Source organism: Frankia sp. AiPs1, from assembly GCF_023716945.1.
Lineage (GTDB): Bacteria > Actinomycetota > Actinomycetes > Frankiales > Frankiaceae > Frankia.
Genome location: NZ_JAMQQF010000030.1, coordinates 1 through 21683 on the forward strand (window position 1 = coordinate 1; position 21683 = coordinate 21683).

At 73.1% G+C, this 21683-nt stretch carries 19 protein-coding genes, 1 pseudogene and 1 riboswitch; of the genes and pseudogenes, 11 read left to right on the forward strand and 9 right to left on the reverse strand.

The window, feature by feature from the left end:
- The 7 genes from ND748_RS05850 to ND748_RS05880 all read left to right on the forward strand — a co-directional run.
- The coding region (locus tag ND748_RS05850) for a sensor histidine kinase (protein WP_251744637.1) at nt 1-1473 on the forward strand (1473 nt) is incomplete at its 5' end.
- Nucleotides 1470-2111 carry a response regulator transcription factor gene (locus tag ND748_RS05855; RefSeq protein ID WP_251744638.1) on the forward strand — a complete coding sequence of 214 codons (642 nt, stop codon included), beginning with the start codon at nt 1470-1472 and terminating at the stop codon, nt 2109-2111. The genes ND748_RS05850 and ND748_RS05855, both read left to right, overlap by 4 nt.
- A gap of 109 nt (nt 2112-2220) precedes the next feature.
- On the forward strand, nt 2221-3471 hold the full coding sequence (locus ND748_RS05860; RefSeq protein ID WP_251744639.1) for an ABC transporter ATP-binding protein: 1251 nt from the start codon (nt 2221-2223) through the stop codon (nt 3469-3471).
- Complete coding sequence (locus ND748_RS05865; protein ID WP_251744640.1) at nt 3468-4289, forward strand: ABC transporter; 822 nt, start codon at nt 3468-3470, stop codon at nt 4287-4289. The genes ND748_RS05860 and ND748_RS05865 overlap by 4 nt, the downstream gene beginning before the upstream one ends.
- Before the next feature lie 139 nt (nt 4290-4428).
- Nucleotides 4429-5613: a CD225/dispanin family protein gene (locus ND748_RS05870; protein WP_251744641.1), complete on the forward strand. Its 1185-nt coding sequence runs from the start codon at nt 4429-4431 to the stop codon at nt 5611-5613.
- Nucleotides 5614-5795: 182 nt separating this feature from the next.
- The gene (locus tag ND748_RS05875) at nt 5796-6455 is read left to right on the forward strand and encodes a molybdopterin-dependent oxidoreductase (protein ID WP_251744658.1); all 660 of its coding nucleotides are present in this window, start codon (nt 5796-5798) and stop codon (nt 6453-6455) included.
- 115 nt (nt 6456-6570) lie between these two features.
- Entirely contained in the window at nt 6571-7401 is an 831-nt protein-coding gene (locus ND748_RS05880) for a cytochrome b/b6 domain-containing protein (RefSeq protein ID WP_308205594.1), read from the forward strand.
- On the opposite strand, the pseudogene ND748_RS34500 reads toward ND748_RS05880, so the two are convergent.
- Nucleotides 7309-7581, reverse strand: a pseudogene (locus ND748_RS34500) (CD225/dispanin family protein); the annotation flags it as partial. The gene ND748_RS05880 and the pseudogene ND748_RS34500 overlap by 93 nt on opposite strands.
- A gap of 12 nt (nt 7582-7593) precedes the next feature.
- Nucleotides 7594-8391, reverse strand: a complete 798-nt coding sequence (locus ND748_RS05890; protein WP_251744642.1) for a CD225/dispanin family protein — start codon at nt 8389-8391, stop codon at nt 7594-7596.
- A 590-nt stretch (nt 8392-8981) separates the two neighbouring features.
- Here ND748_RS05890 and ND748_RS05895 point away from each other — a divergent pair.
- Entirely contained in the window at nt 8982-10337 is a 1356-nt protein-coding gene (locus ND748_RS05895) for a glycosyl hydrolase (RefSeq protein ID WP_251744643.1), read from the forward strand.
- Between the two features lie 99 nt (nt 10338-10436).
- Here ND748_RS05895 and ND748_RS05900 read toward each other — a convergent pair whose 3' ends face one another.
- From ND748_RS05900 to ND748_RS05925, 6 genes are all read right to left on the reverse strand, one after another.
- Complete coding sequence (locus ND748_RS05900) at nt 10437-10916, reverse strand: NUDIX hydrolase (protein WP_251744644.1); 480 nt, start codon at nt 10914-10916, stop codon at nt 10437-10439.
- Between the two features lie 135 nt (nt 10917-11051).
- The gene (locus ND748_RS05905; protein WP_251744645.1) at nt 11052-11711 is read right to left on the reverse strand and encodes a TIGR03085 family metal-binding protein; all 660 of its coding nucleotides are present in this window, start codon (nt 11709-11711) and stop codon (nt 11052-11054) included.
- Nucleotides 11712-11947: 236 nt separating this feature from the next.
- Nucleotides 11948-12388: a response regulator gene (locus tag ND748_RS05910; protein WP_251744646.1), complete on the reverse strand. Its 441-nt coding sequence runs from the start codon at nt 12386-12388 to the stop codon at nt 11948-11950.
- Complete coding sequence (locus tag ND748_RS05915) at nt 12385-14151, reverse strand: CHASE3 domain-containing protein (RefSeq protein ID WP_251744647.1); 1767 nt, start codon at nt 14149-14151, stop codon at nt 12385-12387. Before ND748_RS05915 ends, ND748_RS05910 begins: the two co-directional genes overlap by 4 nt.
- Before the next feature lie 50 nt (nt 14152-14201).
- Complete coding sequence (locus ND748_RS05920; RefSeq protein ID WP_251744648.1) at nt 14202-15398, reverse strand: SpoIIE family protein phosphatase; 1197 nt, start codon at nt 15396-15398, stop codon at nt 14202-14204.
- A gap of 233 nt (nt 15399-15631) precedes the next feature.
- On the reverse strand, nt 15632-16363 hold the full coding sequence (locus ND748_RS05925; protein WP_251744649.1) for a hemerythrin domain-containing protein: 732 nt from the start codon (nt 16361-16363) through the stop codon (nt 15632-15634).
- Nucleotides 16364-16566: 203 nt separating this feature from the next.
- Here ND748_RS05925 and ND748_RS05930 point away from each other — a divergent pair, with 203 nt between their 5' ends.
- On the forward strand, nt 16567-16923 hold the full coding sequence (locus ND748_RS05930; protein ID WP_251744650.1) for a hypothetical protein: 357 nt from the start codon (nt 16567-16569) through the stop codon (nt 16921-16923).
- Between the two features lie 64 nt (nt 16924-16987).
- Here ND748_RS05930 and ND748_RS05935 read toward each other — a convergent pair whose 3' ends face one another.
- On the reverse strand, nt 16988-18760 hold the full coding sequence (locus tag ND748_RS05935; protein ID WP_251744651.1) for a DUF4139 domain-containing protein: 1773 nt from the start codon (nt 18758-18760) through the stop codon (nt 16988-16990).
- A gap of 308 nt (nt 18761-19068) precedes the next feature.
- Between ND748_RS05935 and corA the strand changes: the two genes are divergently transcribed.
- Nucleotides 19069-20343 (forward strand): magnesium/cobalt transporter CorA, encoded by a 1275-nt coding sequence (gene corA, locus ND748_RS05940; protein WP_251744652.1) that lies wholly within the window; start codon nt 19069-19071, stop codon nt 20341-20343.
- 417 nt (nt 20344-20760) lie between these two features.
- Entirely contained in the window at nt 20761-21144 is a 384-nt protein-coding gene (locus ND748_RS05945) for a hypothetical protein (protein ID WP_011601890.1), read from the forward strand.
- 363 nt (nt 21145-21507) lie between these two features.
- Nucleotides 21508-21678, forward strand: a riboswitch (cyclic di-AMP (ydaO/yuaA leader).
- Nucleotides 21679-21683 lie beyond the last annotated feature (5 nt).

Here is a 21683-nt window from a genome sequence, read left to right on the forward strand (position 1 = left end):
CCGCCGGGACAGCGGACGCGCCGCCGGCGGCCCCTGCGTGCCATCGGGGATGTCGCGGCCCTGCTCGCCACCGCCGCGGTGGTCATCGGCGGGTCACACGGCGCCGCCCGCGACCAGGTCCCACCCGCCCACGCTCTCGACGCGCCGGCCTTCGTGCTGCTCGCCCTGCTCGCCGCAACGGTTCTGCTGCGCCGCCGGGCCCCGCTGGTGATGCTGCTTGCGACCAGCCTGCTGCTCGGCGTCTTCTTCGCCGCCGGCTACCCGCGCGGCCCCGCGGTCGCCGCGCTGGTCGTCGCGGCGCTGTCCGTCGGCCTGCGCCACGACCGACGCACCTCCTGGCGGGCGGTGCTGGTGGCGAATGTGATCCTGCTGGCCGGGTCGGCCGTGGGCGACGCCCGCGGTTACGCCGCCGGTGGCGACTGGAGCCTGGTGTTCAGCACAGTCGAGGGGATCACGCTGTGCAGCGTCCCGGCTCTCGTCGGCGCGCTGATCCGGCTCAACCGTATCGCCGCGGCCCAGGCCGATCAGGAGGCGACCCGACGCCGGATCGAGCAGGAACGCCTGCGGATGGCGCGCGAGGTGCACGACGTGGTCGGGCACAGCCTGTCCGTCATCTCGTTGCAGGCCGCGGTGGCGTTGCACGTGCTGGACCGGCGGCCCGAGCAGGCCCAGGTGGCGCTGGAGGCGATCCGCCGCACGAGTGTCGACGCGCTCGACGAGCTGCGTACCACCCTGGCCCTCACCCGCGCCGGCCAGCGAGCCGCCGACCCCACCTCGGCCCCCCACCCCCACCGCCACCCAGACCCCGAATCCGACCCCCACTCCGACCCCCACTCCGACCCTGAATCCGACCCTGAATCCGACTGCGAAAGCGGCCACGACATCGACTGCGGAAACGACCACGGCTTCCGACCTGCGGCCGGCGACCGCGGCCAGGCGTCAGCGTGGATCGGCTCGGTCGATCCCCTGGTCGCGACCGGTGCGAGCCGGCCGGCCGCGCCGCCCTTGACCGGCCTGGGCCGGCTGCCATCGCTGCTGCGTGAGGTTCGGCTCTGCGGCGTTCCGGTCGAGCTCGTCACCGAGGGAGATGTCGACCGGCTGGCCGGGCTGCCCGCCGATCTCGACCTGGCCGCCTACCGGATCGTCCAGGAGTCACTGACCAACGTCCTGCGCCACGCGCCGCCGGGCCGGACCCGAGTCCGCATCATGCTGGCCGCCGCGGGGGGTCGGCTCACCGTCGATGTCACCGACCGACCCGAGCCGCCTGCGCGGTCCGACGACCTCGCCCCGGCGCGGGGCACCTTCCCCGACCCGGGGCTGCCGAGCGGCCAGGGGCTGACCGGGCTGGGTGAACGCGCCGCCGAACTCGGCGGCATGCTGTCCGCGGGGCCGGTGGCCGCGGGCGGCTGGCGGGTCCGGGCCGAGCTGCCGATGCCGGTGGGCGGCCCCGAGCACGCGAAGGTGCACCGATGATCCGTGTGGTGATCGCCGATGACCAGCCGTTGGTCCGGCTCGGGCTGCGGGTTCTCATCGAGACCGAGGACGATCTCGACCTCGTCGGTGAGGCCGAGAACGGCCGGGCAGCCGTCGAGATCGTCCGGGCCACGCGGCCGGAGGTGGTGCTGCTCGACATCCGGATGCCGGTCCTCGACGGCCTGGCCGCCCTGCGGATGATGGTGTCGGACCCGCAGTTGGCCGGGACCAGGTTCGTCATGGTCACCACCTTCGAAGTGGACGAGTACGTCTTCGAGGCCCTGCGCGGCGGTGCTTCGGGATTCGTCCTCAAGGACACCGAGCCAGCGGACCTGCTGCGGGCGATCCGGGTCGTGGCGGCGGGCGAGTCCCTGCTGTCCCCCACGGTGACCAGGCTCGTCATCGAGACCTTCGCCCGGCGGCCGGTGGTGCGGGCCCCGGATCTGAGCGGGCTGACCGGGCGCGAACGCGAGGTGATGAGCCTCGTCGGCCAGGGGATGTCCAACGACGAGATCGCCGCTCAGCTGGTGATCAGCCCCGCGACGGCTCGCACCCACGTCAGTCGCGTGATGGTGAAGCTCGCCGCCCGGGACCGGGCCCAGCTCGCAGTCCTGGCCAACCAGGCCGGCCTGGTCTGACCCGACCTCACCGAACCAGAACCGGGGCAGTGGGCCACGCCCGTTTGCGTACACAGGTGTCGCCCGTCGACGGACGACGACTCCGCTCGACGCCGGCACCCTGATCGGCATGACGACAACCTCGGGTCGCCGCACTGCGACGGCCGACCATCACGTCCCGATCGAGATCCCCGCCCACAGGTCCGGCAACGTCGCCGGCAACGTCGCCGGTGAGGTCCCCGGGGAGGTCCCCGGGGAGGTCCCCGGTGAAGTCCCCGGCAGGGTCCTGGGTGAAACGGACCCGGGCCGTCACCACGCCGTCGACGTCCGCGGGCTGACGAAGCGGTATGGCCGGCGGACGGTGGTCAGCGCCCTCGACCTCACCGTCCCCGCGGGCGTCGTCGCCGGTTTCGTCGGGCCGAACGGCGCCGGCAAGACGACGACGCTGCGGATGCTGCTCGGCCTGGTCCGACCCAGCGGCGGCCACGGCACCGTCCTCGGCCAGCCGCTACACGCCCCCGCGGCCTACCTGCCCCGGGTCGGCGCCCTGATCGAGAGCCCGGCGCTGTACCCGGCGCTGTCCGGCGCCCGCAACCTCGCCGCGCTTGCCGCGCTCGGCGGCCAGAACCCCGCCCGGGTGGACGGCATCCTCGACGAGGTCGGCCTCACCGGCCGCGGCGGCGACCGGGTCCGGTCCTACTCCCTGGGGATGAAGCAGCGCCTCGCCATCGGTGCCGCCCTGCTCGCCGACCCGGATCTACTGATCCTCGACGAGCCGACGAACGGCCTGGACCCCAGCGGGATCCGGCAGATGCGCGAGCTCATCCGGGCCCTGGCGGCAGCCCCATCCTCCGCACCCACCGAGTCCTCCGCACCGGCCGGGTCCTCCGCACCGGCCGGGTCCTCCGCACCGGCCGGGTCCTCCGCACCGGCCGGGTCTGGCGGCCCGCGGCGCACCCGCACAGTGCTCGTTTCCTCGCACCTGCTCTCGGAGGTGGAACAGATCTGCGACTGGCTGATCGTGGTCGAGGGCGGCCGGCTGGCCTACCAGGGCCCGACCGACGGTCTGATGGCCAACCACAGTCACGACGTCGTGCTGCGCCCCGAACACGACGAGGACGTCGCGCTGCTCGAGGATCTGCTCGCCGGCCTGTCCGTGCCGGCGGTCCGCGCCAACCACGAGGTCGTCGCCAGCCTGAGCGCGAGGCCGGCGGACTCCCGGGAGCACACCCGCCTGCTCGCCGGCATCAACAGGGCCGCCGCGGCCCGCGGCGTCACCCTCATCGAGATGTCGCCCCGCCGGCTCAGCCTGGAAGACCGCTACCAGAACCTCGTCGCGCGGGCCCGCGCCGACGCCGCAACCGATCGGGAGTCCCGATGAACCTCGTCCGGGCGGTCCGGCGTTCCTACCGCGCCGAGCTCATCAAGCTGTGGCGGCCGAGCACCGCGGTGGCGATGGCGATGCTCGCCCTGCTCAGCGTGCTGTCGACCGTCCTGGTCATCGGCCTGGCCGAGGCGGACGGGCCCACCGCGGCCACCGCGGGCAGGCCGGCGGGCTTCGACGTCACCACCGGGCAGGTGTCGACGGCAGGCGGGATGGCCCTCGGCTTCACCGGCGGCAGCGCCTTCACCGGTCTGCTCATCTTCCTCGTCTTCGCCATCACGATCACCCTCGAGTACAGCCAGGGGACGTTGCGGACGCTGTTCCTGCGCGAACCTCGCCGGCTGGGATGGCTGACCGGCCGGATGGCGCTGCTGGGCGTCCTGGTCGCGGTCGCGCTGAGCGCCGCGCTCGTGCTCAGCGTGGCGGTGGGGCTCGCCGTCGCCTCGATCCGCGGGATCGACACGTCCGCCTGGTGGAGCGCCGACGGCGTCGGGCATCTCGCCTCGGGTTACCTCAACGCGCTGGTCGCCGCCGCCTTCTTCGGGGTGGCCGGCACGGTGCTCGGGCTCGTGCTGCGCTCGACCGCGCTGACGCTGGCGGTCGGGGTCGCCTGGACGTTTCCGATCGAGCACATCATCCAGGAGTCGTGGGGCGCGTCGAACCGGGTCCTGCCCGGCCTCGTGTTCAACGCGATCGGCCAGGGCGGCGTCAGCGACGCCCGCTACGGAACAGCGCTGCTCGTCGGGACGGCCTACGCGGTCGGGGCCGCCCTGCTGGGCGCGATCGCCCTGTCGCGCCGCGACGTCACCGCCTGATCACACATACGCGACCAGAGCGACGACGAGCCAGACAAAAGCCTATGATTACCACCTAACGTGCCCGGTCGACGACAGGGGATCGAATGGCGTCTCCGACGCGGCAGCGGCGCTCCGCCGGCTGCGATCGCCCTGCCCGGTGAGCCCGTTCGACCGGCTCCTGCGCGAACTCGACGGGACCGACGCCTACGCCGTCCTCGGGGTGAGCCGCTCCGCCGACCGCGCCGAGATCCGCCGCGCCTACCGAGCCCAGGTCCGCGCCCACCACCCGGACAACCCGGCCAGTCGGCATCCCGGTTCGGTCCGTGCGATGCAGCTCGTCGTCGCATCGCACGAGCTGCTCGAGAAGTGGCGCGATGACTATGACGCCCGCACCGGCCGCCTCGGCCGCCCGCACCGAGACACGCGCGCCGCCTCCACCCCGCCAGCCACCTCGGCCGCGCCAACCACAACATCGGCCGCGCCAACCACATCAGCCGCGCCGGCCTCATCGGCCACATCGGCCACGGACACCCGGGCCCGACGCTCCGCCCGCCGGGCCGCGGGCGGCGCAGACACCACTGGCCACCATTTCTTCTCCAGCGGCCACCACTACTCGACCGGCTACCCGACGAACCGCTCCCAGGGGCCGGGCACCCACCCACACCGCCGGACGGCCTGGTCGGCGTACCCGCCGCTGCGGCCGACCGGCGCAGCCGCCACCACCCCCGCGAGCTCCGGCATCCACACCGAGTCCGACCCCGGCACCGGATTCGACCCCGGCACCGAGTTCGGCACCCGCACCAGGTTCGGCACCCGCACCAGGTTCGGCACCGAGTTCGGCACCGGCACCGAGTTCGGCATCCACGCAGAGAGCAGTGCCCGCGGCGAGAGCAGTGCCCGCGGCGAGAGCGGCGCCCGCGGCGAGGACAGTGCCGGCGGCGAGGACAGTGCCGGCGGCGAGAGCGGCGCCCCTGCCGCGGGCAGCCCCCGGGGTATGCCGGATCCGCGACTCGATCCGCGGGATCCTCGGGCCTGGCCGCCGGCTCGCATGCGGGCGAATTACGGGGATCGGCTGCCGCAGCGGCGGGCGCCCAGCCACCGGGCCGTGCGGGTCCGCAACCACCTCGGGCTGTCCATCGTGGCGACCATCCTGTGCGCGCCGGTCGGGGCGTTCGGGCTGGTGTACTCACTGCGGACCAGTGACCGGCTCGCCCGGGGCGACGTGGCCGGGGCGCGGCTTGCCTCCCGGCGTTGCCGCGCCTGGTGCCTGGCGGCGACCGCCGCCGGCGTCGTCCTGCTGGGTGTCCTGGCCGCCGTCGGGGGCCGCAACGGCCCGGGCTGAGCCCCCGGACCCCCCGTGCACCGACCGGCCGTGCACCGACGGCGGCCCGGGTCGCCAGCAGCGCCCGATCCTTACGGAATGCTGTCGATCCCCGCCGCCGCGGTCGACCGGACCGGCGGCGGTGTTCACTGGACGGTGTGGCATCCGATGGCTCGCCGGTGGGACGACGGGTCGTGCTCGGCATGGTCGCCCTCGGCGCCGCGGGGGTTGCCTTCGGGGCACCGGTGGAACGCGCCGCCGAACGGGTGATCACCCCGATCCGGGAGAAGGACCCGACGGGACTGTCCGACCTCGTGCCACTCGGCGGCTTCCGCTACTACACGGTGACCTCCAGCGTCCCCAGGCTCGGCCCGGACGACTACCGGCTGCGCGTGCACGGTCTGGTCGATCGGCCGACGACGCTGACGCTGGCCGACCTCGGCCGGATGCGGCAGACGACCCTCGTCCGCGATTTTCAGTGCGTGACGGGCTGGCGGGTCGGGGCGGTGCACTGGTCGGGCGTGCTGCTGCGCGACCTGCTCGCGGCGGCCGGCGTCCAGCCCGCCGCCACCGCGCTGACCTTCCGTTCCTTCGACGGTCTCTACACCGAGAGCCTCACCCTCGCCCAGGCCACCCGCCCGGATGTCCTGGTAGCCCTGACCATGCTCGGCGCGCCGGTGACGCACGACCACGGCGGACCCGTCCGGCTCTACGTGGCGCCGATGTACGGCTACAAGTCGATCAAATGGCTGGGTGAGATCGAGGTGGTCGACGCGGTCACGCCGGGCTACTGGGAGCACCAGGGGTACGACGTCGACGGCTGGGTCGGCCGGTCGAACGGCCGGGCCGATGAAGCCGTCTGATCCGGCACCCGAGTCCTTCCCGGCGCCCGGGCCGGGGCAGATCGCATCCACGTCGGGTCTGGTCCGCCGGTTCGGCCGGGTACCTCGGTGGGTGCACTGGTGGACGGCGGCCCTGATGGGCTGCTGCCTGTTCACCGGTGCCACGCTCTACCTGTCGCCGCTGGCCCGGCTGGTCGGTCGCCGCCCGCTTGTCGAGACCGTCCACCTTTATGCCGGGCTCGCCCTGCCGGTGCCGATGCTCGTCGCCGCCGCCTCCGCCGGGTACCGCCGCGACCTGCGGGCGCTCAACCGGTTCACCGCGGCCGACCGCGCCTGGCTGCGTGCCAGCCTGCGGTTCGGCTCCTGGCGGCGGGCGGCTGGCCGGGCCCGGGTGGCGGGCGGCGTCGGAAAGTTCAACGCCGGGCAGAAGCTGTTCGCGGCCTTCGTCGCCGGGGGAGCCTTCGTGATGCTGGGCACCGGTGTGATCATGCGGTGGGGGGCCGGGCCGCTGGGCCCGGTCCCGATCGGCTATCGCACCGGCGCCACGTTCGTGCACGATTTACTGTCCTACGGTCTGTTCTTCGGGGTCGTCGGGCACCTGTGGATGGCGGCCCACGACCCGGTCGCACGGGTCGGTATGCGCACCGGCACGGTGCCCGTCTGGTGGGCCGCCCGAGAGCATCCCGCCTGGTCGCCGGGGGCGGCCGGCCGACCTCGCCCGCGCCGGTGGGCGAGACCGAGGACCGGGACGGCGGCGGCGGCGAGATCAGTCGTTGCGCGAGACGATCGCCACGACGATCACGATGGCGACGATGTAGACCAGCAGGACCACCACGAAGGCGATGAGCGAGATGAGGCACCAGCGCCTGGCTCGGCCCGACGCGGCCCGGGCACCCGCGAGATCGCCGGCCTGCAGCCGGGTCTGAGTCTGGGTGGCGTAGACGATCGCCACGATCCCCGTGGGTAGGCAGCACAGCAACGTCGCGACGAGGGACTGCCACAGGTAGGTCCGGACGGGCCGGTCCGCGGCGGGCGTGGCCACGGCGCCACCCACCGGGTCGTGGGGGTCGCCGGCGGGCTGGTCCCACGGCGAGGACGGGCCGACGCCGAAGAGATCCGGACGTTCACCACCGGACGGGCTGGACACTGCGGGGCGCCCTCAGACCGCGGCCGGGCCGAGCGTCGAGTACGACGTGCTCGTGCTGCTGTCGAAGCCGCCGACCAGGGCCACAACGAGAAAGACGACGAACGACACCACCCCGACGAGCACCGAGATGATGCACCACATCCGCGCCTTCTTCGAGGCGTCGAGGGCCCCGTTGAGGTCGCCCATCTGCCGGCGACCGTCGACCTTGGTCGCGTACACGATCGCCACCACCCCTGCGGGCAGGCAGCACAGGACGGTCACGACGATCGACTGCCACAGGTAGCTCGAGATCGGCCGGCCATACGGCGGCGGTGGGCCGAATCCGCCGGGGCCGCCGAACCCCCCGGGAGCCCCATAGCCGGGCGGCGCTCCGTAGCCCTCCGGGCCGCCGAAGCCCTGCGGCGCCCCGTAGCCACCGGGCGGCGGTCCGTAGCCCGGCGGCGGAGCTCCGTAACCGCCCTGCTGCTCGTAGCCACCCTGGCCATAGCCACCTTGCCCCTGGCCGCCATAGCCGCCCGGACCGTAGCCACCCTGGCCCTGACCGTAGCCACCTTGGCCTGGGTAGCCGCCCTGCTCGTAGCCACCCTGACCCTGGCCGTAGCCGCCCTGGCCCTGGCCGTAGCCGCCCTGCTCGTAGCCACCCTGGCCCTGTTGGCCCTGGTCATAGCCACCCTGACCGTAGCCGCCCTGACCCTGGCCGCCCTGACCCTGACCGCTCTGGCCCTGGCCGCTCTGGCCCTGGCCGTGGGCACCCTGGTCGGGACCGCCCTGCGGGTACCCGCCCGGCGGGTACTCGGGTGGCTGGGACATACGGTGCGCTCCTGATGTCGGCGGGGCGACCAGGCCGAAGCCCGGCCGCCGCCGCGCCTGGCTGCCATGACCACCGGGGCACCAGACCAGCAGTCGCCGGCGCGCGCCGGCCATGACTCCCGATCTCCGCGGAATCCGTGGGTCACCGACGTGAACCACCACGGCGCCCCAGTCCGCGCGCACATTGTGACACAACCGCAACCGCTGGCCGCCATACGTTCCGCACCACCCGACGCGATCGGAACGACTCGGGCAGCGGGCCGCCGGACCGGCGCGCGGCCGGGGGTCCCCGGGCGGCCGCCGAACCCATCAAACCCATGGCTCGCACAAGGCGCGCACATGGTTTGAGAGCCAACAGTCCGGACGAATCACCCATAGCGCCCGAGCTGGGGCAACGCTCCAGATTCCGTCCGTGTAGGGTCTCGTCCTATCTAACTAGACAGCCGGCCGGGGCACCGAGGGGGTAACCCGGCGGCCATTCCATACATCTCAGGCCGCTGCGCGACACGGAGGTCATCAGCTTCGACGCCGAAGCAAGGACCCGGGGGGGTTCTGACGACGCCACCGCCACGCACGGAGGGATACCCGCGGTGAAACACCGATCGGAGGGCAACCCCAGCCCGCCCAGAGCCCGAGCCGGCTCCCGACGTCGACGCCGCCGTCCACACCACCCCGCCTGGATCGCCTCGCTCGGCGTACTGGCCCTGCTGGCGGCGGCCCTCGGCTGGAACATCGCCCCCGAACACGGCTCGGCCGGCGACAGCGGCTCCACCACGGTCGAGGCCGCCGCCGCCCAGGTGCACGCGCGCCCACACGGCGGCGACCCGAAGGCGACGCCCAGCGCGTCGGCGCGGCCGAGCCGCACGGGCCGCGGTCATGTCCCGGCCGCCTCTCCCAGCCGATCGGCCGCGGGCGCGCCGACCAGCACAACCGCCGCGAAGCCGGCGGTGCCGGCCCTCACCAAGCCGGCCGTCCCGGCCCAACAGCCGACAGCGAAGCCCCCGGCGAATCCCCCGACGAAGCCGACGGCGGTGCCAGTACCCGTCGTGCCCGCCGGCGGCGGGGGCGGCTCCGTGCCGGGCGGCATGAGCGGTGTCTCCGCCGGCTCGATGACCCAGGTGCGAGCGTGGGAGAGCTTCCGCGGCTCGTCCGTCAACGCCGTGCTCACCTTCACCGACCGGTCAGGCTGGCAGACCATCACCAACCCCTGGGTTGGCAGCGGGCCGGAGAAGTTCTCGACGTTCAACGGCACGTGGATCATCTCGCAGCCCTTCTTTCCGACCGGCGGCGGCGACATGAACTCGTGCGCGAGCGGCGCCTACTCCGGCCACTGGGCCGACTTCGGCCGCTGGTTGGTCAACAAGGGCCGCCCGGCGAGCATCATCCGGCTCGCCTGGGAGTTCAACGGCAACTGGTTCCCCTGGTCGGTGTCCAAGACGAGCGCCACCACCTGGGTGAACTGCTTCCGGCAGGTCGTCGGCGCGATCCGCTCGACGGACCCGCAGGCCCGCATCGACTGGGCGCTCAACGCCCACAGCGGCGGCGCCTGGTCGGTATACCCGGGTGACCAGTACGTCGACATCATCGGCATCGACAGCTACGACCAGTGGCCGGCGAGCATCACCGACGCGGCCTTCGCGAAGCAGTGCGCCGAGGCGACCGGGCTGTGCTCGGTGATCGCGTTCGCGCGGGCGCACGGCAAGCAGTTCTCGGTCCCGGAGTGGGGCCTGGTCAGCAAGTCCGACACCGGCGCGGGCCGGGCCGGGCAGGCCGGCGGGGACAACCCCGTCTACATCCGCAACATGTACCAGACGTTCGCGGCGAACCGGGACGTGCTCGCCTACGAGACGTACTTCAACAACTCCGAGGCCGGCAACGTGCACTCGTCCATGGTCGGGCCGAACGAGAACCCGAGCGCCGCCGCCACCTACGCCTCGCTGTGGTGAACCGGGTGGCGGCCCGCCGCGGTGACCCGCGACGAGCCGCCACCCGTCGCCCCGTCGCCCCGTCGCCCCGTCGCCCCGTCGCCCCGTCGCCCGTCGCCGTCACAGTCGGATCGGTACCGCCGGCGGCCCCGCCCGTAGCCAGCCCTCGACCAGACCGGCCAGGCGCGTCGGATACACCGTCTGTTCTGTCGCCCGCAGCTCGGGCACGGTCCACCAGGCCCAGCCGAGAAGCGACCCGCGTTCGGTCTCCGTCCAGGACGACGAGTCGAGTTCGAGGCGGTGCGGGACCCGCGCGACGAAGAACGTGTCGGACTGCTGGAACGTGCGGCCCAGGAAGGTGAACGACGCCCGGCGGGTGGCAACCGCCGGCCCCGGGTCGGGGAGGCGGTAACCGACCTCCTCGAAAATCTCCCGGACCGCGGCCTGCTCGGCGCTCTCCCCCGCGTCGAGGCCGCCGCCGGGCACGTGCCACCACTGCGGCGCGCCGTCCAGGGTCGGATCATGGGACCGGAGCAGAAGCACCGCGTCGGAGGGGTCGACGAGCACGACCCGCGCGGCCAGGCGGGTTTGCGGGACCATCCCGCCAGCCTTGCACCCCGAACCACCCGCAGGAGCCCGCACCGATGTCCCGGACCCCCCGATGTGGCACGAATCGCCGCCGGCCGCCGGCCGCCTGCCGGTGAGGGGCGGGTGCGGGTGAGGGGCGGGAGTGGGCTAGATGCCGACGGGGGCGGCGCGCAGGAGCTTGACGTCGTCGTCGGCGCCGAGCAGCTCGACCCGGGCGGCCTCGACCCGGCCGAACGCGTAGAGGACGAGTTCCTCCGGCGGCCCCATGATCTCCACGCTCGACTCGCCGGCGTGCAGAGTGCGCCGGCCCGGCCGGTCGGTGCGCTCGGCGACGACGCCGACGCCGGCCCGGCGGAACCCGGCGAATCCGATCAGCCGCAGGGCCGCCCACATCGCGTCACGGCTCGTGTCGTCCAGCTCACGTGGCTCCCAGCCGACGGCCGCGCGGCGGATGTCCTCGGCGTGGACGAAGAACTCGACGAAGTTCGCCGCATCGTCGATCAGCCCGAGGCGGGTCGGCTGCCACCACGGCGGGCCGGCCCGGAAGGTCTCCACCAGCTCGGGAAAGGCATGGGCCCGCATGGTGGCCCGTTCGGCCCGCGCGGTGATGCCGTGCAGACTGCTGATGATCAGGCCGGGCGCAGCCCAGGGCACCCGCTCCCGGGTGACGAGGTGGGCGGCCAGATCGTGGTTGGTCCACCCGGCGCAGAGGGTGGGATGACCCGGGCCGAGGTCGGTGAGCAGATCCGCGAGCGCGTGGCGCTGCGCGCGGGCGCGACGCTGGGCGGGTTCCGGTCCGGTCGCCATGAGCCGCACTCTAGGCGACGCTGGCCGTGACGGGGCGCACCGCAGTAGGCGCCGCACACCGATTCCCGACCTCGGCCCCACCCAGGACCGCCCGAAATCGGCGGGAGGAACACAGCTCGGCAGGTCATCCACCACGCCGCCGGCCACCGCTCCAATTCCACCGTCTTCGTCGGTGAGATGTCCCACCAGCGCCGCGCCGCCCGGCGGTGCGACCACGGGCGGCGGGCCGGGTGGACCTACTGGCCGGGCAGGCGGGCGACCGTGACGAAGAAGTCGTCGATGTGGCGCACCACCGCCACGAACCGCTCGAAGTCGACGGGCTTGGTGATGTAGGCGTTGGCGTGCAGGTCGTAGCTGCGCAGCACATCCTCCTCCGCCTCGGAGGTGGTGAGTACCACCACCGGGATCCGCCGCAGCCGCTCGTCGGCCTTGACCTCGCGCAGCACCTCCCGCCCGTCGCGGCGCGGCAGGTTCAGGTCGAGCAGGATGAGGTCGGGGCGGGGCGCACCCGCGTACTCCCCCTCGCCGCGCAGGTAGGCCAGCGCCTCGACGCCGTCGCTGACCACGTTGAGATGGTTGCGCAGCTTGTGATCCTCGAACGCCTCCCGGGTCATCAGCACGTCCCCGGGATCATCCTCAACGAGAAGCACCTCGACCGGGACGAGCGACTGGCTCACGATGATCCTCCGGATGGCCTTGCTTTGTCGGGGGCAGGGGTGGGGGTGGACGGTGCGGGTGGCCCATCCGCCGATGCCGGTGCCTGCGATGCCGGTGCCTGCGGTGGCGGGGGCGCGGACAGCGACGGCAGGCCGGCGGCCTCGACGGCGCCGACCAGCGCGGCCGGCTCGGACATCGAGGCCAGCAGGGACCGCTTCGGCAGGGTGAACCGGAAGGTCGTGCCGCGATCCACGGTCGCGTCCAGCCAGATCCTGCCACCGTGGAACTCGACGATCTTGCGGCACAGGGCCAGCCCGATGCCCGTGCCCTCGTACACGTCCCGGCCGTGCAGGCGCTGGAAGATCACGAAGATCTTCTCGGCGTACTCCGCCTCGATGCCGATGCCGTTGTCCGCGCAGGCGAACTCCCAGTCCTCTGCCCGCTCGACGGCGCTGACATGCACGCGCGGGACCTCGTCGCCGCGGAACTTCAGCGCGTTGCCGATCAGGTTCGCCAGCAACTGGGTGAGCAGCACCGGATCGCCCCGCACGACGGGCAGCTCGTCGGCGGTGACCTCGGCCTGCAGGCTCTCGATGGACAGGGAGAGGGTGGTCGTGGCCCGGCCGAGGACGTCGCCGAGCCCGATGTCGACGAAGCCCTCGGTGCTCCGCCCGACCCGGGAGAAGGCGAGCAGGTCGTTGATGAGCTGCTGCATCCGCTTGGCGCCGTCGACGGCGAAGGCGATGTACTGCGCCCCCCGCTCGTCGAGCTTGTCGCCGTAGCGCCGCTCCAGGAGCTGGCAGAAGCTGGCCACCTTCCGCAGCGGCTCCTGCAGGTCGTGCGAGGCGACGTAGGCGAACTGCTCCAGGTCACGGTTGGACCGCTGGAGCACCTCGGCCTGCGTCTCCACCGCGATGCGGGCCGCCCGCGCGACCCCCAGCTCGCCCAGGAGCTGCTGGCGCATCGACTCCACGTCGCTGGCCAGCGCGACCATGTCGGGCGGTCCCGTGGGTTCGACCACGTGGTCCAGCCGGCCGGAGGCGACGGTGCGCGCGTCGGCGGCAACCCGCTCGATCGGTCGGGTGACCCAGACCCGCAGCGCCCGCGCGATCACCGCCAGCAGAACGACCAGGACCAGTGCGCCGATCGCCAGAGCGAGGACGAGGAAGCGCAGCGCCGCCCCGACGTTGTCTCGTGCCCTGATCGCCTTGACCCGCAGCGCCGCCTCCAGGTCGTCGGACGCGGCGCGGACCGCGTCGAAACGCGCCTTGCCGAACTCCGGCGACACCAGCGTCGCCGCGTTCGGCCCCCGACTGCGGACGGCGGTGATGGCCGGGTCGGCGTAGTCGCGGTGCCAGACCCGGATCCGGTCCTCGAGGGTGCTGAGCCGCCCGAACAGGTCGGGCCGGCCGGCGAGCTGGCGTTGCAGATCCGCGAGATGGGCCGCTTCCTCGCGACGGCCGGTGTTGTAGGGCTCGAGGAAGTCCTCGCGGCCCTGGAGCAGGTAGCCGCGCATGCCGGTCTCCTGGTCGACCAGGCTGCTGACGAGCTGCGTGGACCCCAGCAGGGCCGGGGCCATGATGTCGCTGCGGACGTGGATGGCGTTGTCCAGCCGCACCAGCGACGACACGACCAGCCCGACGATGATCAGCAGAGCCGCCGCCGCGACGGTGTAGGTCACCCCGAGCCGGCGCCGCAACGGCCAGTCCCGGCCGAACCCGAACCCGAACCCGGTCCGGCCGGGCGTGCCGTCCGTTCCGGAAGGCCCACTGGGCGCTGCCATCAGTCGGCCCCCCACCTCAGTCGACCCCCCACCTCAGTCGACCCCCCACCTCAGTCAGCCCCCCACATCAGCAGCAGCAGGGCGACGTCGTCGGTGAGGGGGCCGCCGTTGCGGGCCTCGACCCGGTCGATGAGGCTGTCCAGCAGGCTGTCCGGGCCGTCCGGGGGCCAGAGCTGGGCGATCTCGGGCAGCACGCCCTCCCAGCCGAGGGGCTCCCCGCCCGGCCCCTCCCGGCCCTCCAGCAGACCGTCGGTCGCCAACAGCAGCACCCACCGCTGGCCGAGCTCGACCCGCACCTCCTCGGTGAGATCCTCGTCGAGGATGCCCAGCGCCGGCCCGACGACGTCACCGGGTAGCGCGGTGAGCCGGGGATGCAGCAGCGCGGGCGGCGGGTGGCCGGCCAACCGCATCCGCACCGAGCCCCGATCGGGCGCGATCGACAGGGCGCAGACGGTGGCGAAGATCTCGTCGTGTTCGCGTTCGCTGACCAGCACCCGCTGGAGATACCCGAGCCGGTCGGCCTCCGCCACCCCGGCCAGCACGAGGGTGCGCCAGGCGATGCGCAGGCTGACCCCGAGGGCGGCCTCGTCCGGGCCGTGCCCGCAGACGTCGCCGAGCAGCACGTGGACCGTCCCGTCGGGGGTGGACACCATGTCGTAGAAGTCGCCGCCGAGCAGCGACTGCTGCCGACCGGGCCGGTAGCGGGCGGCGTGGCGCAGCCGGTGGTCGTCGTAGAGCGGACGGGGCAGCAGCCCGCGTTCGAGCCGGGCCCGCTCGTCCGCGCGCAGCTCCGACTCGCGCAGCGCCTGCGCCGCCGTGTCGGCCCGCTTGCGCTCGATCGCGTAACGCACCGCGCGCACCAGGTCCCGCCCGTCGACCTGGCCCTTGACGAGGTAGTCCTGGGCGCCGGCCGCGACCGCCTGGGCACCCCGGTACTCGTCGACCAGACCGGTGAGCACGACGACCGGCGCGCCCGCCTCCACCGCCAGCAGCCGACGCAGCGCCGAGAGGCCCTCGCTGTCGGGCAGCCCGAGGTCCAACAACACGCAGGCGACCTGCTCGCTACGGCGGACCGCCTCGGCCACGGTGCGCACCCGGGTCAGCTCGACCGGTGCCGCGACCTCGTCGAGCAGCTCGGACACCAGGAAGGCGTCCGCGTCATCGTCCTCGACAAGGAGTATCGGCCAGACCACATCCGCCGGTTCCGTTCCTGGCACCCGGACCGCGGTGCTCTCGGTTCCTGACACATCTCCTCGGCAGTGCACGACACGCGGGCCATTTAGGCCCATCCTGGACCCGAAGCATGGCATGCCCAGGGGCAAACGCGCGCAGCGGAACGCCGAACGCGCCGCACGCCACGGCCGCCACCTGAGCGAGGTTAGGAATATTTCACCATCGAGTCAGGCCCGCCAGCGCTCGATCGGCTGGAGATCCCGGGGGCGACCACACCGGGCCCCGCGTTGGGCGAGTTCCGGGATGCTCAGCGCGACGGGGACTGGCCTGCTGGCGGCGCGGGCTGACCCGCGGCCGGCCACTCCGGCGCGGGCGAGGTGGGCCGGCCGAGCAGGTACCAGCCCCACAGCCCGGCGGGCGCGGGAGCCCGCACCGGGGCGCCGGCCACCTCGCGCGAGTCCATCACGTCGAGTAGGTGATCGAAGCTGCCGAGCAGCCGGATCGCCAGGCTGCCCCCGAAGATCCCGCCGTGCCCGAGATGCGGGTGAGGCCGAGTCGGGGCGTGGCGCATGGCGTCGGCGAAGCGGTCGAACAGGCGCTGGCGGTCCGCGTCGGAGAGCCGTTCGGTGAGCTCACGCAGCAGCCCGTCCTCCGCCCTCGCGTGCTCGGCGAGCAGCGCCGCGAGGTCCCGGCGCAGGCTCGCGACGCTGCCCGCCGGGCGATTGAGGTCCCCCTGCACGTACTGCTCTATGCCGCGCATCACCGACGAGCACCGGCGGGCCACCCGGCCCAGCTCCGCGACCCGCGCCCGGCCTCCCGGCACCCGGCGGGCCATCTCCGGGTAGACCACCGCCTCCATGGCGCTGAGGTGGGCCGAGACGGCCGCCACCGCCGCATCGCTGGCGTGCAGCGCCTGGCGCGGATCGGCGGGGGACGCGTCCGGCGTGCCGGTCGCGTCGCGGCCGTCGCGGGACAGCTCAAGGAGATGGACGGCATCCTCGTGTGCCGCGTCCACCAGTGTCGTCAACGCCTCAGCCATGATCACCTCACCCGTGAAGGGTCGATACGTAGCGGAGAGTTACCGGCACTGTGAAGCTACGCCTTCGCGACCGTGGCCGCATCTCGATGCTCCTCACGCAACAGGACCGAGATCGTCACAAATGGTGCCGGTTGCCCACGCCGACGCCTACCGTGAGGAAGGATTCCACTACTATTGCGGGCATGATTGGCAGTAATGTCCCCATGGCCCGGGACCAGGCAGTCTTCACCGCCCGCTCGCGCCTCGCCGACGTCCGGCGCCGGTTCCTCGGCCGTGACCTGCCGCCCCTGGGAACCCTGATCGTCCGCCACCAGGTGGCCGTCCCGGACGGGGCCGAGTGGCCCTGGGCCAGGGTGTCCAGCTGGCAGCACGCGGCCCTGCTCGGCGGGCGCAGCCTGAACGACGGCGCGCACCCGTCGGTGGCGCACATCCGGATGGGCCGGCCCCTGCGCATCCGCAGCACCGACGTCGTCGACTGGGCGATCATCGACGCCCGCGGCGAGATCATCGAGGGGGCGTGGACCCGCCGGCTGCGCGCCCCGGCGGACACCACCGCCTGAGCAGCGTCGGCTCTCGGGGCAGTGGCGTCGCTCTTGGGGCAGCGGCCTCGGCCCTCGGGGCAGCTCAGTCGCGCCAGCCGGTCAGTTCCACCCCGCGGGGATGTTCCAGGCGAAACGAGAACTCCACGCGCCCGCTCGCGCCCGGACCGAGTGCCAGCGTCCACGACAGCAGGCCGACGTCGGTCCGCTCGTCCGGTTCGGGCCGTGCCTGGAAGTCCCGGACGGTGACGCTCTCGTGCCGGGAGACCGGGATCTGGTCTCGCACCACCGCCCGGACCGGCCGGGGGGTGTGGTTGGTCACCTCGATGCGGTAGCCGGCCTCGATCCGCCGGTTGCCGCCGCCCACCCGGCGTCCGGTGCTGCGGTGGACCAGCTCGCGCTCGACCCGCACCCGGTCGTCGACGCCGAGATGCAGTTCGACCTCGGCCCCCGGTGGCACCGTGCCGATGGTGCCACTGCCGGCGAAGTCCCCGCCGCGGAAGATCGAGACCTTGCCGGGTAGCAGGGTGTGCGGCGAGGTGTTGGTGATCGTGGCCCGCAGGTAGGCGTCGGGAGAGATCCTGGGGACGGTCAGATGATCGAGGGCAGCGTCGAACTCGATCATCGCGACGGTGAGGCGGTGCCGGCCGCCGTCGGCCGGGATCGCGACCCGCCGGGGCGGCCGGTACGTCGCCGAACCGGCGAAGTCGATCTCCGGTTCGTCGGCCACCGCCGTCCGCAGAACCTTCGCCTGCTTCGCCTTCTGCCGGCCTCGAGAAAGGCCCTGCGTCCCACCGACGGTGTACTTCGCCATCGTCGGGGCCGCGGCGGGCGGTGGGGGCGGCGGCGGTTGGCTCAGGTCCACGAACTGGGGGGTGAGCTCGGGCAGTTCCGCGTGGGCGGCCGGGCGGGCCGTCGAGAGCACGAGATCGGCCGTGGCCGGCCAGTCCTCGCCGCTGCGCTGGGCGATCAACGCGAACCAGGTCATCGTGACCCGCTCCCCGTCGAGGCGAGCGTCGTAGCCGGCCCGCCAGCCCGCGGTCTGGACCAGATACGACACCTCCAACTCCACCTCGACCCCCGCGACCCCCTCGGCCGCTACCCTCTCCGCCGTGCCGCCATCCGCGGCGGCGTCCGTACCACCGTCGGCGTCGGCGTCGGCACCCGTGCCCTGGCCCGCGTCCGTGCCCCGGCCCGCGTCCGTGCCCTGGCCCGCGTCCGGGTCCGGGTCCGGGTCGACGTCAGGGTCGAGGGCGAGGTCCACGACGACGGTGCGGGTGTCCGGGACGCGGGGGGCCCGCCGGGCCTCGATCGTCCGGTCGAGCGCCGCCATCCGCCGTTCGAGATCGGCCCGGCGCTCGGCGAGGGCGCGACGGCGGGCGTGGACCTCGCCGATCCGAGCCGCGAGCAGGTCCTCGGCGGCAGCCAACCCGCCGGCGGCGTCGGGGGTCGAGGCCCAGGATCGCGCCAGGGCGGCGGCTCCGGTGCGCGCCGCGACGTCGAGGAAGCCCCGCCGTGCCTGCTCGGCGTCATCGTCGTCGGCGACGGTGGACAGCTCGGCGGCCAGCGCCAGCCGGCGCGCGGCCAGATCCGCGCCCGCGGTGTCGGCGGGCTCCGGATGCGTCCGGGCGACCACGTCAACCCCGAGCACCCGGCCCGGTCCCCGGCCGCCGACGCGGACCGAATCGGGCGCCAGCTCCCAGGGCAGGCCGGCCAGCTCGACCTGGACGGCCGCCCCCGCGGACCCGTCGCCCGCGGGAACCGGCAGCCGGACCCGGCCCCGCCGGGTGATCCGGGCGCCCCGGGGGTGGATGACGACCCCGGCGATCGGCGCGTCGATTCGCACGGGCTGCGGCATGTCATCGGTCACCATGGCCGGTCAGCCTAGTGCGCGGACGATCAGCCCGCGGACCGCCCGGTTACCCCTACCGCGACGCGGATCAGCCTGATACAGCAGGGAAACTGGCAAGCACATCGCCGCAACGCTCGGCGACCACGGCGAGTGGGCGCCCGGCGCTCGAGCGCCCGAGGACCCGGGCGACGGGGCACCCGACCGCCCGAGGACGTGAGCGCTCGGGAACACGGGCACCCTGGGCACGCGGGCAACTGGCAACGTGGGCGGCGGGAAAGCGGCGATGGGAAAAAGCGGGCGATGAGAAAGAGGCGATGGTGCGAGACGACTCGACAAGCGCGGAGCCGATGCGCGCGGAACCGGACGATCACCCGGGATCAGGTGGCCGCGGGTCAGGCGGCGGGGCAGGCGGCGGCGGGACCGGCCAGGTGGGCGGCGAGCATCCGATGCTCGACGCCCTGGAGGACGCCCTGGGGCAGGCGTCGGCGAACGCGCACCGGCTTGCCGGCGCGCTGAGCCGGCCGGTGTCGCTGGTCCGGGTCGGCCGTAAGCGCCGGCGGGCGCGGCGGGTCGAGCTGCCGGCGACGCCCGACGGCCGGGTGATGGCGTGCGGGGTCTACAGCCACGGGCGATGCGTGACGATGGAGGTCGATCATTCCGACGCGCTGCGGGTGGCGCGGACCGAACGTGACGGCTTCGCCTGGCTGGGCCTGTTCGAACCCAGTTACGACCAGCTCGCCGCCATCGCGCAGGAGTACGGCCTGGACAAGCTGGCCGTGGAGGACGCCGTCACCGGGGGCCAACGGCCCAAGCTCGAGCAGTACGAGAACCACCTGTTCGTGGTACTCAAGACCACCAGCTATGTGGCGCACACCGAGGTGACGGGTACCTCCGAGGTGGTCACCACCGGCGAGATCATGATCTTCCTCGGCGAGGACTTCGTGGTGACCGTGCGCCATGGCCAGCACGGGGAGATGACCAGGCTACGGGGCCGCCTGGAGGCCGCTCCGGAGATGCTCCGGCACGGGCCGACCTCGGTCCTGCATGCCATCTGCGACAGCGTCGTCGACAACTACGTCGACACCGTGGAGAGGATCCAGGTCGACGTCGACCAGATCGAGGCCGGCGTGTTCCGGCGCGACCAGATCCCGTCCACCGAAAGCGCCTACCAGATGAAGCGCGAGCTGCTGGAGCTCAAGCACGCCGTCCAGCCGCTGGCCGGTCCGCTGCGCACGCTCACGGCGGACGGCACGCGGCTGGTCGACGCGGCGATGCGGCGGTACTTCCGGGATGTCGCCGACCATCTCGAGCAGGTCAGCGAGCGCATCGAACACTTCGACGAGCTGCTGTCGTCGGTGCTGCAGGCCACCCTGACCCAGGTGACGATCGCCCAGAACGAGGACATGCGGCGGATCAGCGCCTGGGTCGCGATCGCCGCCGTCCCCACGGCCCTGGCCGGAATCTACGGAATGAACTTCGAGCACATGCCGGAACTGCGCCAGACCTGGGGTTACCCCGCGGTTCTCGCGGTGATGGCGACGGCATGCCTGTTTCTGTATCGGGCGTTCAAACGCAACGGCTGGCTCTAGCGCCGCCGACGGCCGCCGCGCTCTCCCTCGACACCCGCCCTGCCATCACTCAACGTCACAGAAGTTGCGGGATCGACCGGCGCCCGGTCGGCCTCGCACCCTGGGGCGCGAGGTCGACCCGAACGGGGCGGCCGGCGCGGCCTACCCCGACGAAGCCGATCCGTTGGGCTACCGGGGACCCCGAATCGGGCGAAAAGGCCCACAAACAACACAGGGCGTGCTATGCACTCGAAAATCTGGCGAGGGTAGCCGGTCCATAGCTCATTTTCGCTATCAGTTGACTGCCGTGACGTATCCGTACGATGGGTTACAACCGACCCTCCCCGTCGGTTACCGTAACCAACCGTGTCGGAGCAGCCGAGTCTCGTGCCCACCGCTCGGAGCGGTTCCCCGATCCCCCACCCGTCAGGGGAGTACATGCCCTCGTCTGACCCCCAGCGGCGAGAGACCGCCATCCTGCCCGAGCGGGGCGACCTGATCGCCGAGCTCGCCGGACGACTCGAAGCCCTCGACGCGCTGCTGAACCGGCTCGAGGACGCCGAGCGCCAGGCCGCCGACGCCAGCGAACACCTCATCCGGACCCGGCGCTGGCAGGAGGACACCGTCCGCACGATCCAGGAGGAGCGGGCCCGCATGCGCCAGCGCCAGCACGCGCTGGACGAGCTGGCCGACCACGCCCGCGCCGCCGTGGCCGCCCTGGCGCACCATCGCTCCCTGCCCCGCGAGGTCCACGAGCTCGCCGTCGAACTCCAGGTCCTCGACGCGGCCGGCTTCCTGACCCGGCGCGGCCGGGCCCGATGAGCTCGCGTCCGACCGGGGATACCGGTACCCCCACCGCTCGACCACATGACGTAACGGAATAGTGCTCTACCCGGGCGACCGGGACGGGGCGGGGATTTCGACGGCGTCGGGCCGGCCTTCCGCACGGGCCCTGGCGGCGAAGGCGGAACCGCAGGCCACACCCGGTTCCGGCGGCCGATGAGGCCGCTACGGCCGGCGCCGGCACGGGCCGAATCGGGCACCATGCCAGGGGGCACCTCGGTGCACACGCGCTGTAGTTGGGAAGGACTAGTGTTTACCCACCCCGTCAATGTGGACTAGTCTCACGCCGACGTCACGACAACACCGGGCCGAACGCCGAATCCTGCCCCCGGCCCCGGTGTCCCCTCCGAGTCGTCATCTGGGGCAGGAGCGGGGGACCCACCCTCCACCGGCCGGCACCGATCCGCGGTGCTGGCCTCGGGGTCAAGTCCGATGTGCGTGAAGGCCACGCCTCGGACCGGGCAGCCCAGCCCGAACCCGACAGCTCACTTCGCAGGCGTACGGGAAGGAATACACCG

Excerpts from the sequence above, each read along its gene's own strand:
- ND748_RS05925 (WP_251744649.1), bottom strand. The coding sequence starts at position 16,363 with ATGGCTGAGGCGTTGACGACACTGGTGGACGCGGCACACGAGGATGCC.
- ND748_RS05865 (WP_251744640.1), top strand. The coding sequence starts at position 3,468 with ATGAACCTCGTCCGGGCGGTCCGGCGTTCCTACCGCGCCGAGCTCATC.
- ND748_RS05935 (WP_251744651.1), bottom strand. The coding sequence starts at position 18,760 with ATGCCGCAGCCCGTGCGAATCGACGCGCCGATCGCCGGGGTCGTCATC.
- ND748_RS05945 (WP_011601890.1), top strand. The coding sequence starts at position 20,761 with ATGCCCTCGTCTGACCCCCAGCGGCGAGAGACCGCCATCCTGCCCGAG.
- ND748_RS05875 (WP_251744658.1), top strand. The coding sequence starts at position 5,796 with ATGGTCGCCCTCGGCGCCGCGGGGGTTGCCTTCGGGGCACCGGTGGAA.
- ND748_RS05880 (WP_308205594.1), top strand. The coding sequence starts at position 6,571 with ATGGGCTGCTGCCTGTTCACCGGTGCCACGCTCTACCTGTCGCCGCTG.
- ND748_RS05905 (WP_251744645.1), bottom strand. The coding sequence starts at position 11,711 with ATGGCGACCGGACCGGAACCCGCCCAGCGTCGCGCCCGCGCGCAGCGC.
- ND748_RS05860 (WP_251744639.1), top strand. The coding sequence starts at position 2,221 with ATGACGACAACCTCGGGTCGCCGCACTGCGACGGCCGACCATCACGTC.
- ND748_RS05900 (WP_251744644.1), bottom strand. The coding sequence starts at position 10,916 with ATGGTCCCGCAAACCCGCCTGGCCGCGCGGGTCGTGCTCGTCGACCCC.
- ND748_RS05855 (WP_251744638.1), top strand. The coding sequence starts at position 1,470 with ATGATCCGTGTGGTGATCGCCGATGACCAGCCGTTGGTCCGGCTCGGG.
- ND748_RS05890 (WP_251744642.1), bottom strand. The coding sequence starts at position 8,391 with ATGTCCCAGCCACCCGAGTACCCGCCGGGCGGGTACCCGCAGGGCGGT.
- corA (WP_251744652.1), top strand. The coding sequence starts at position 19,069 with ATGGTGCGAGACGACTCGACAAGCGCGGAGCCGATGCGCGCGGAACCG.
- ND748_RS05930 (WP_251744650.1), top strand. The coding sequence starts at position 16,567 with ATGGCCCGGGACCAGGCAGTCTTCACCGCCCGCTCGCGCCTCGCCGAC.
- ND748_RS05915 (WP_251744647.1), bottom strand. The coding sequence starts at position 14,151 with ATGGCAGCGCCCAGTGGGCCTTCCGGAACGGACGGCACGCCCGGCCGG.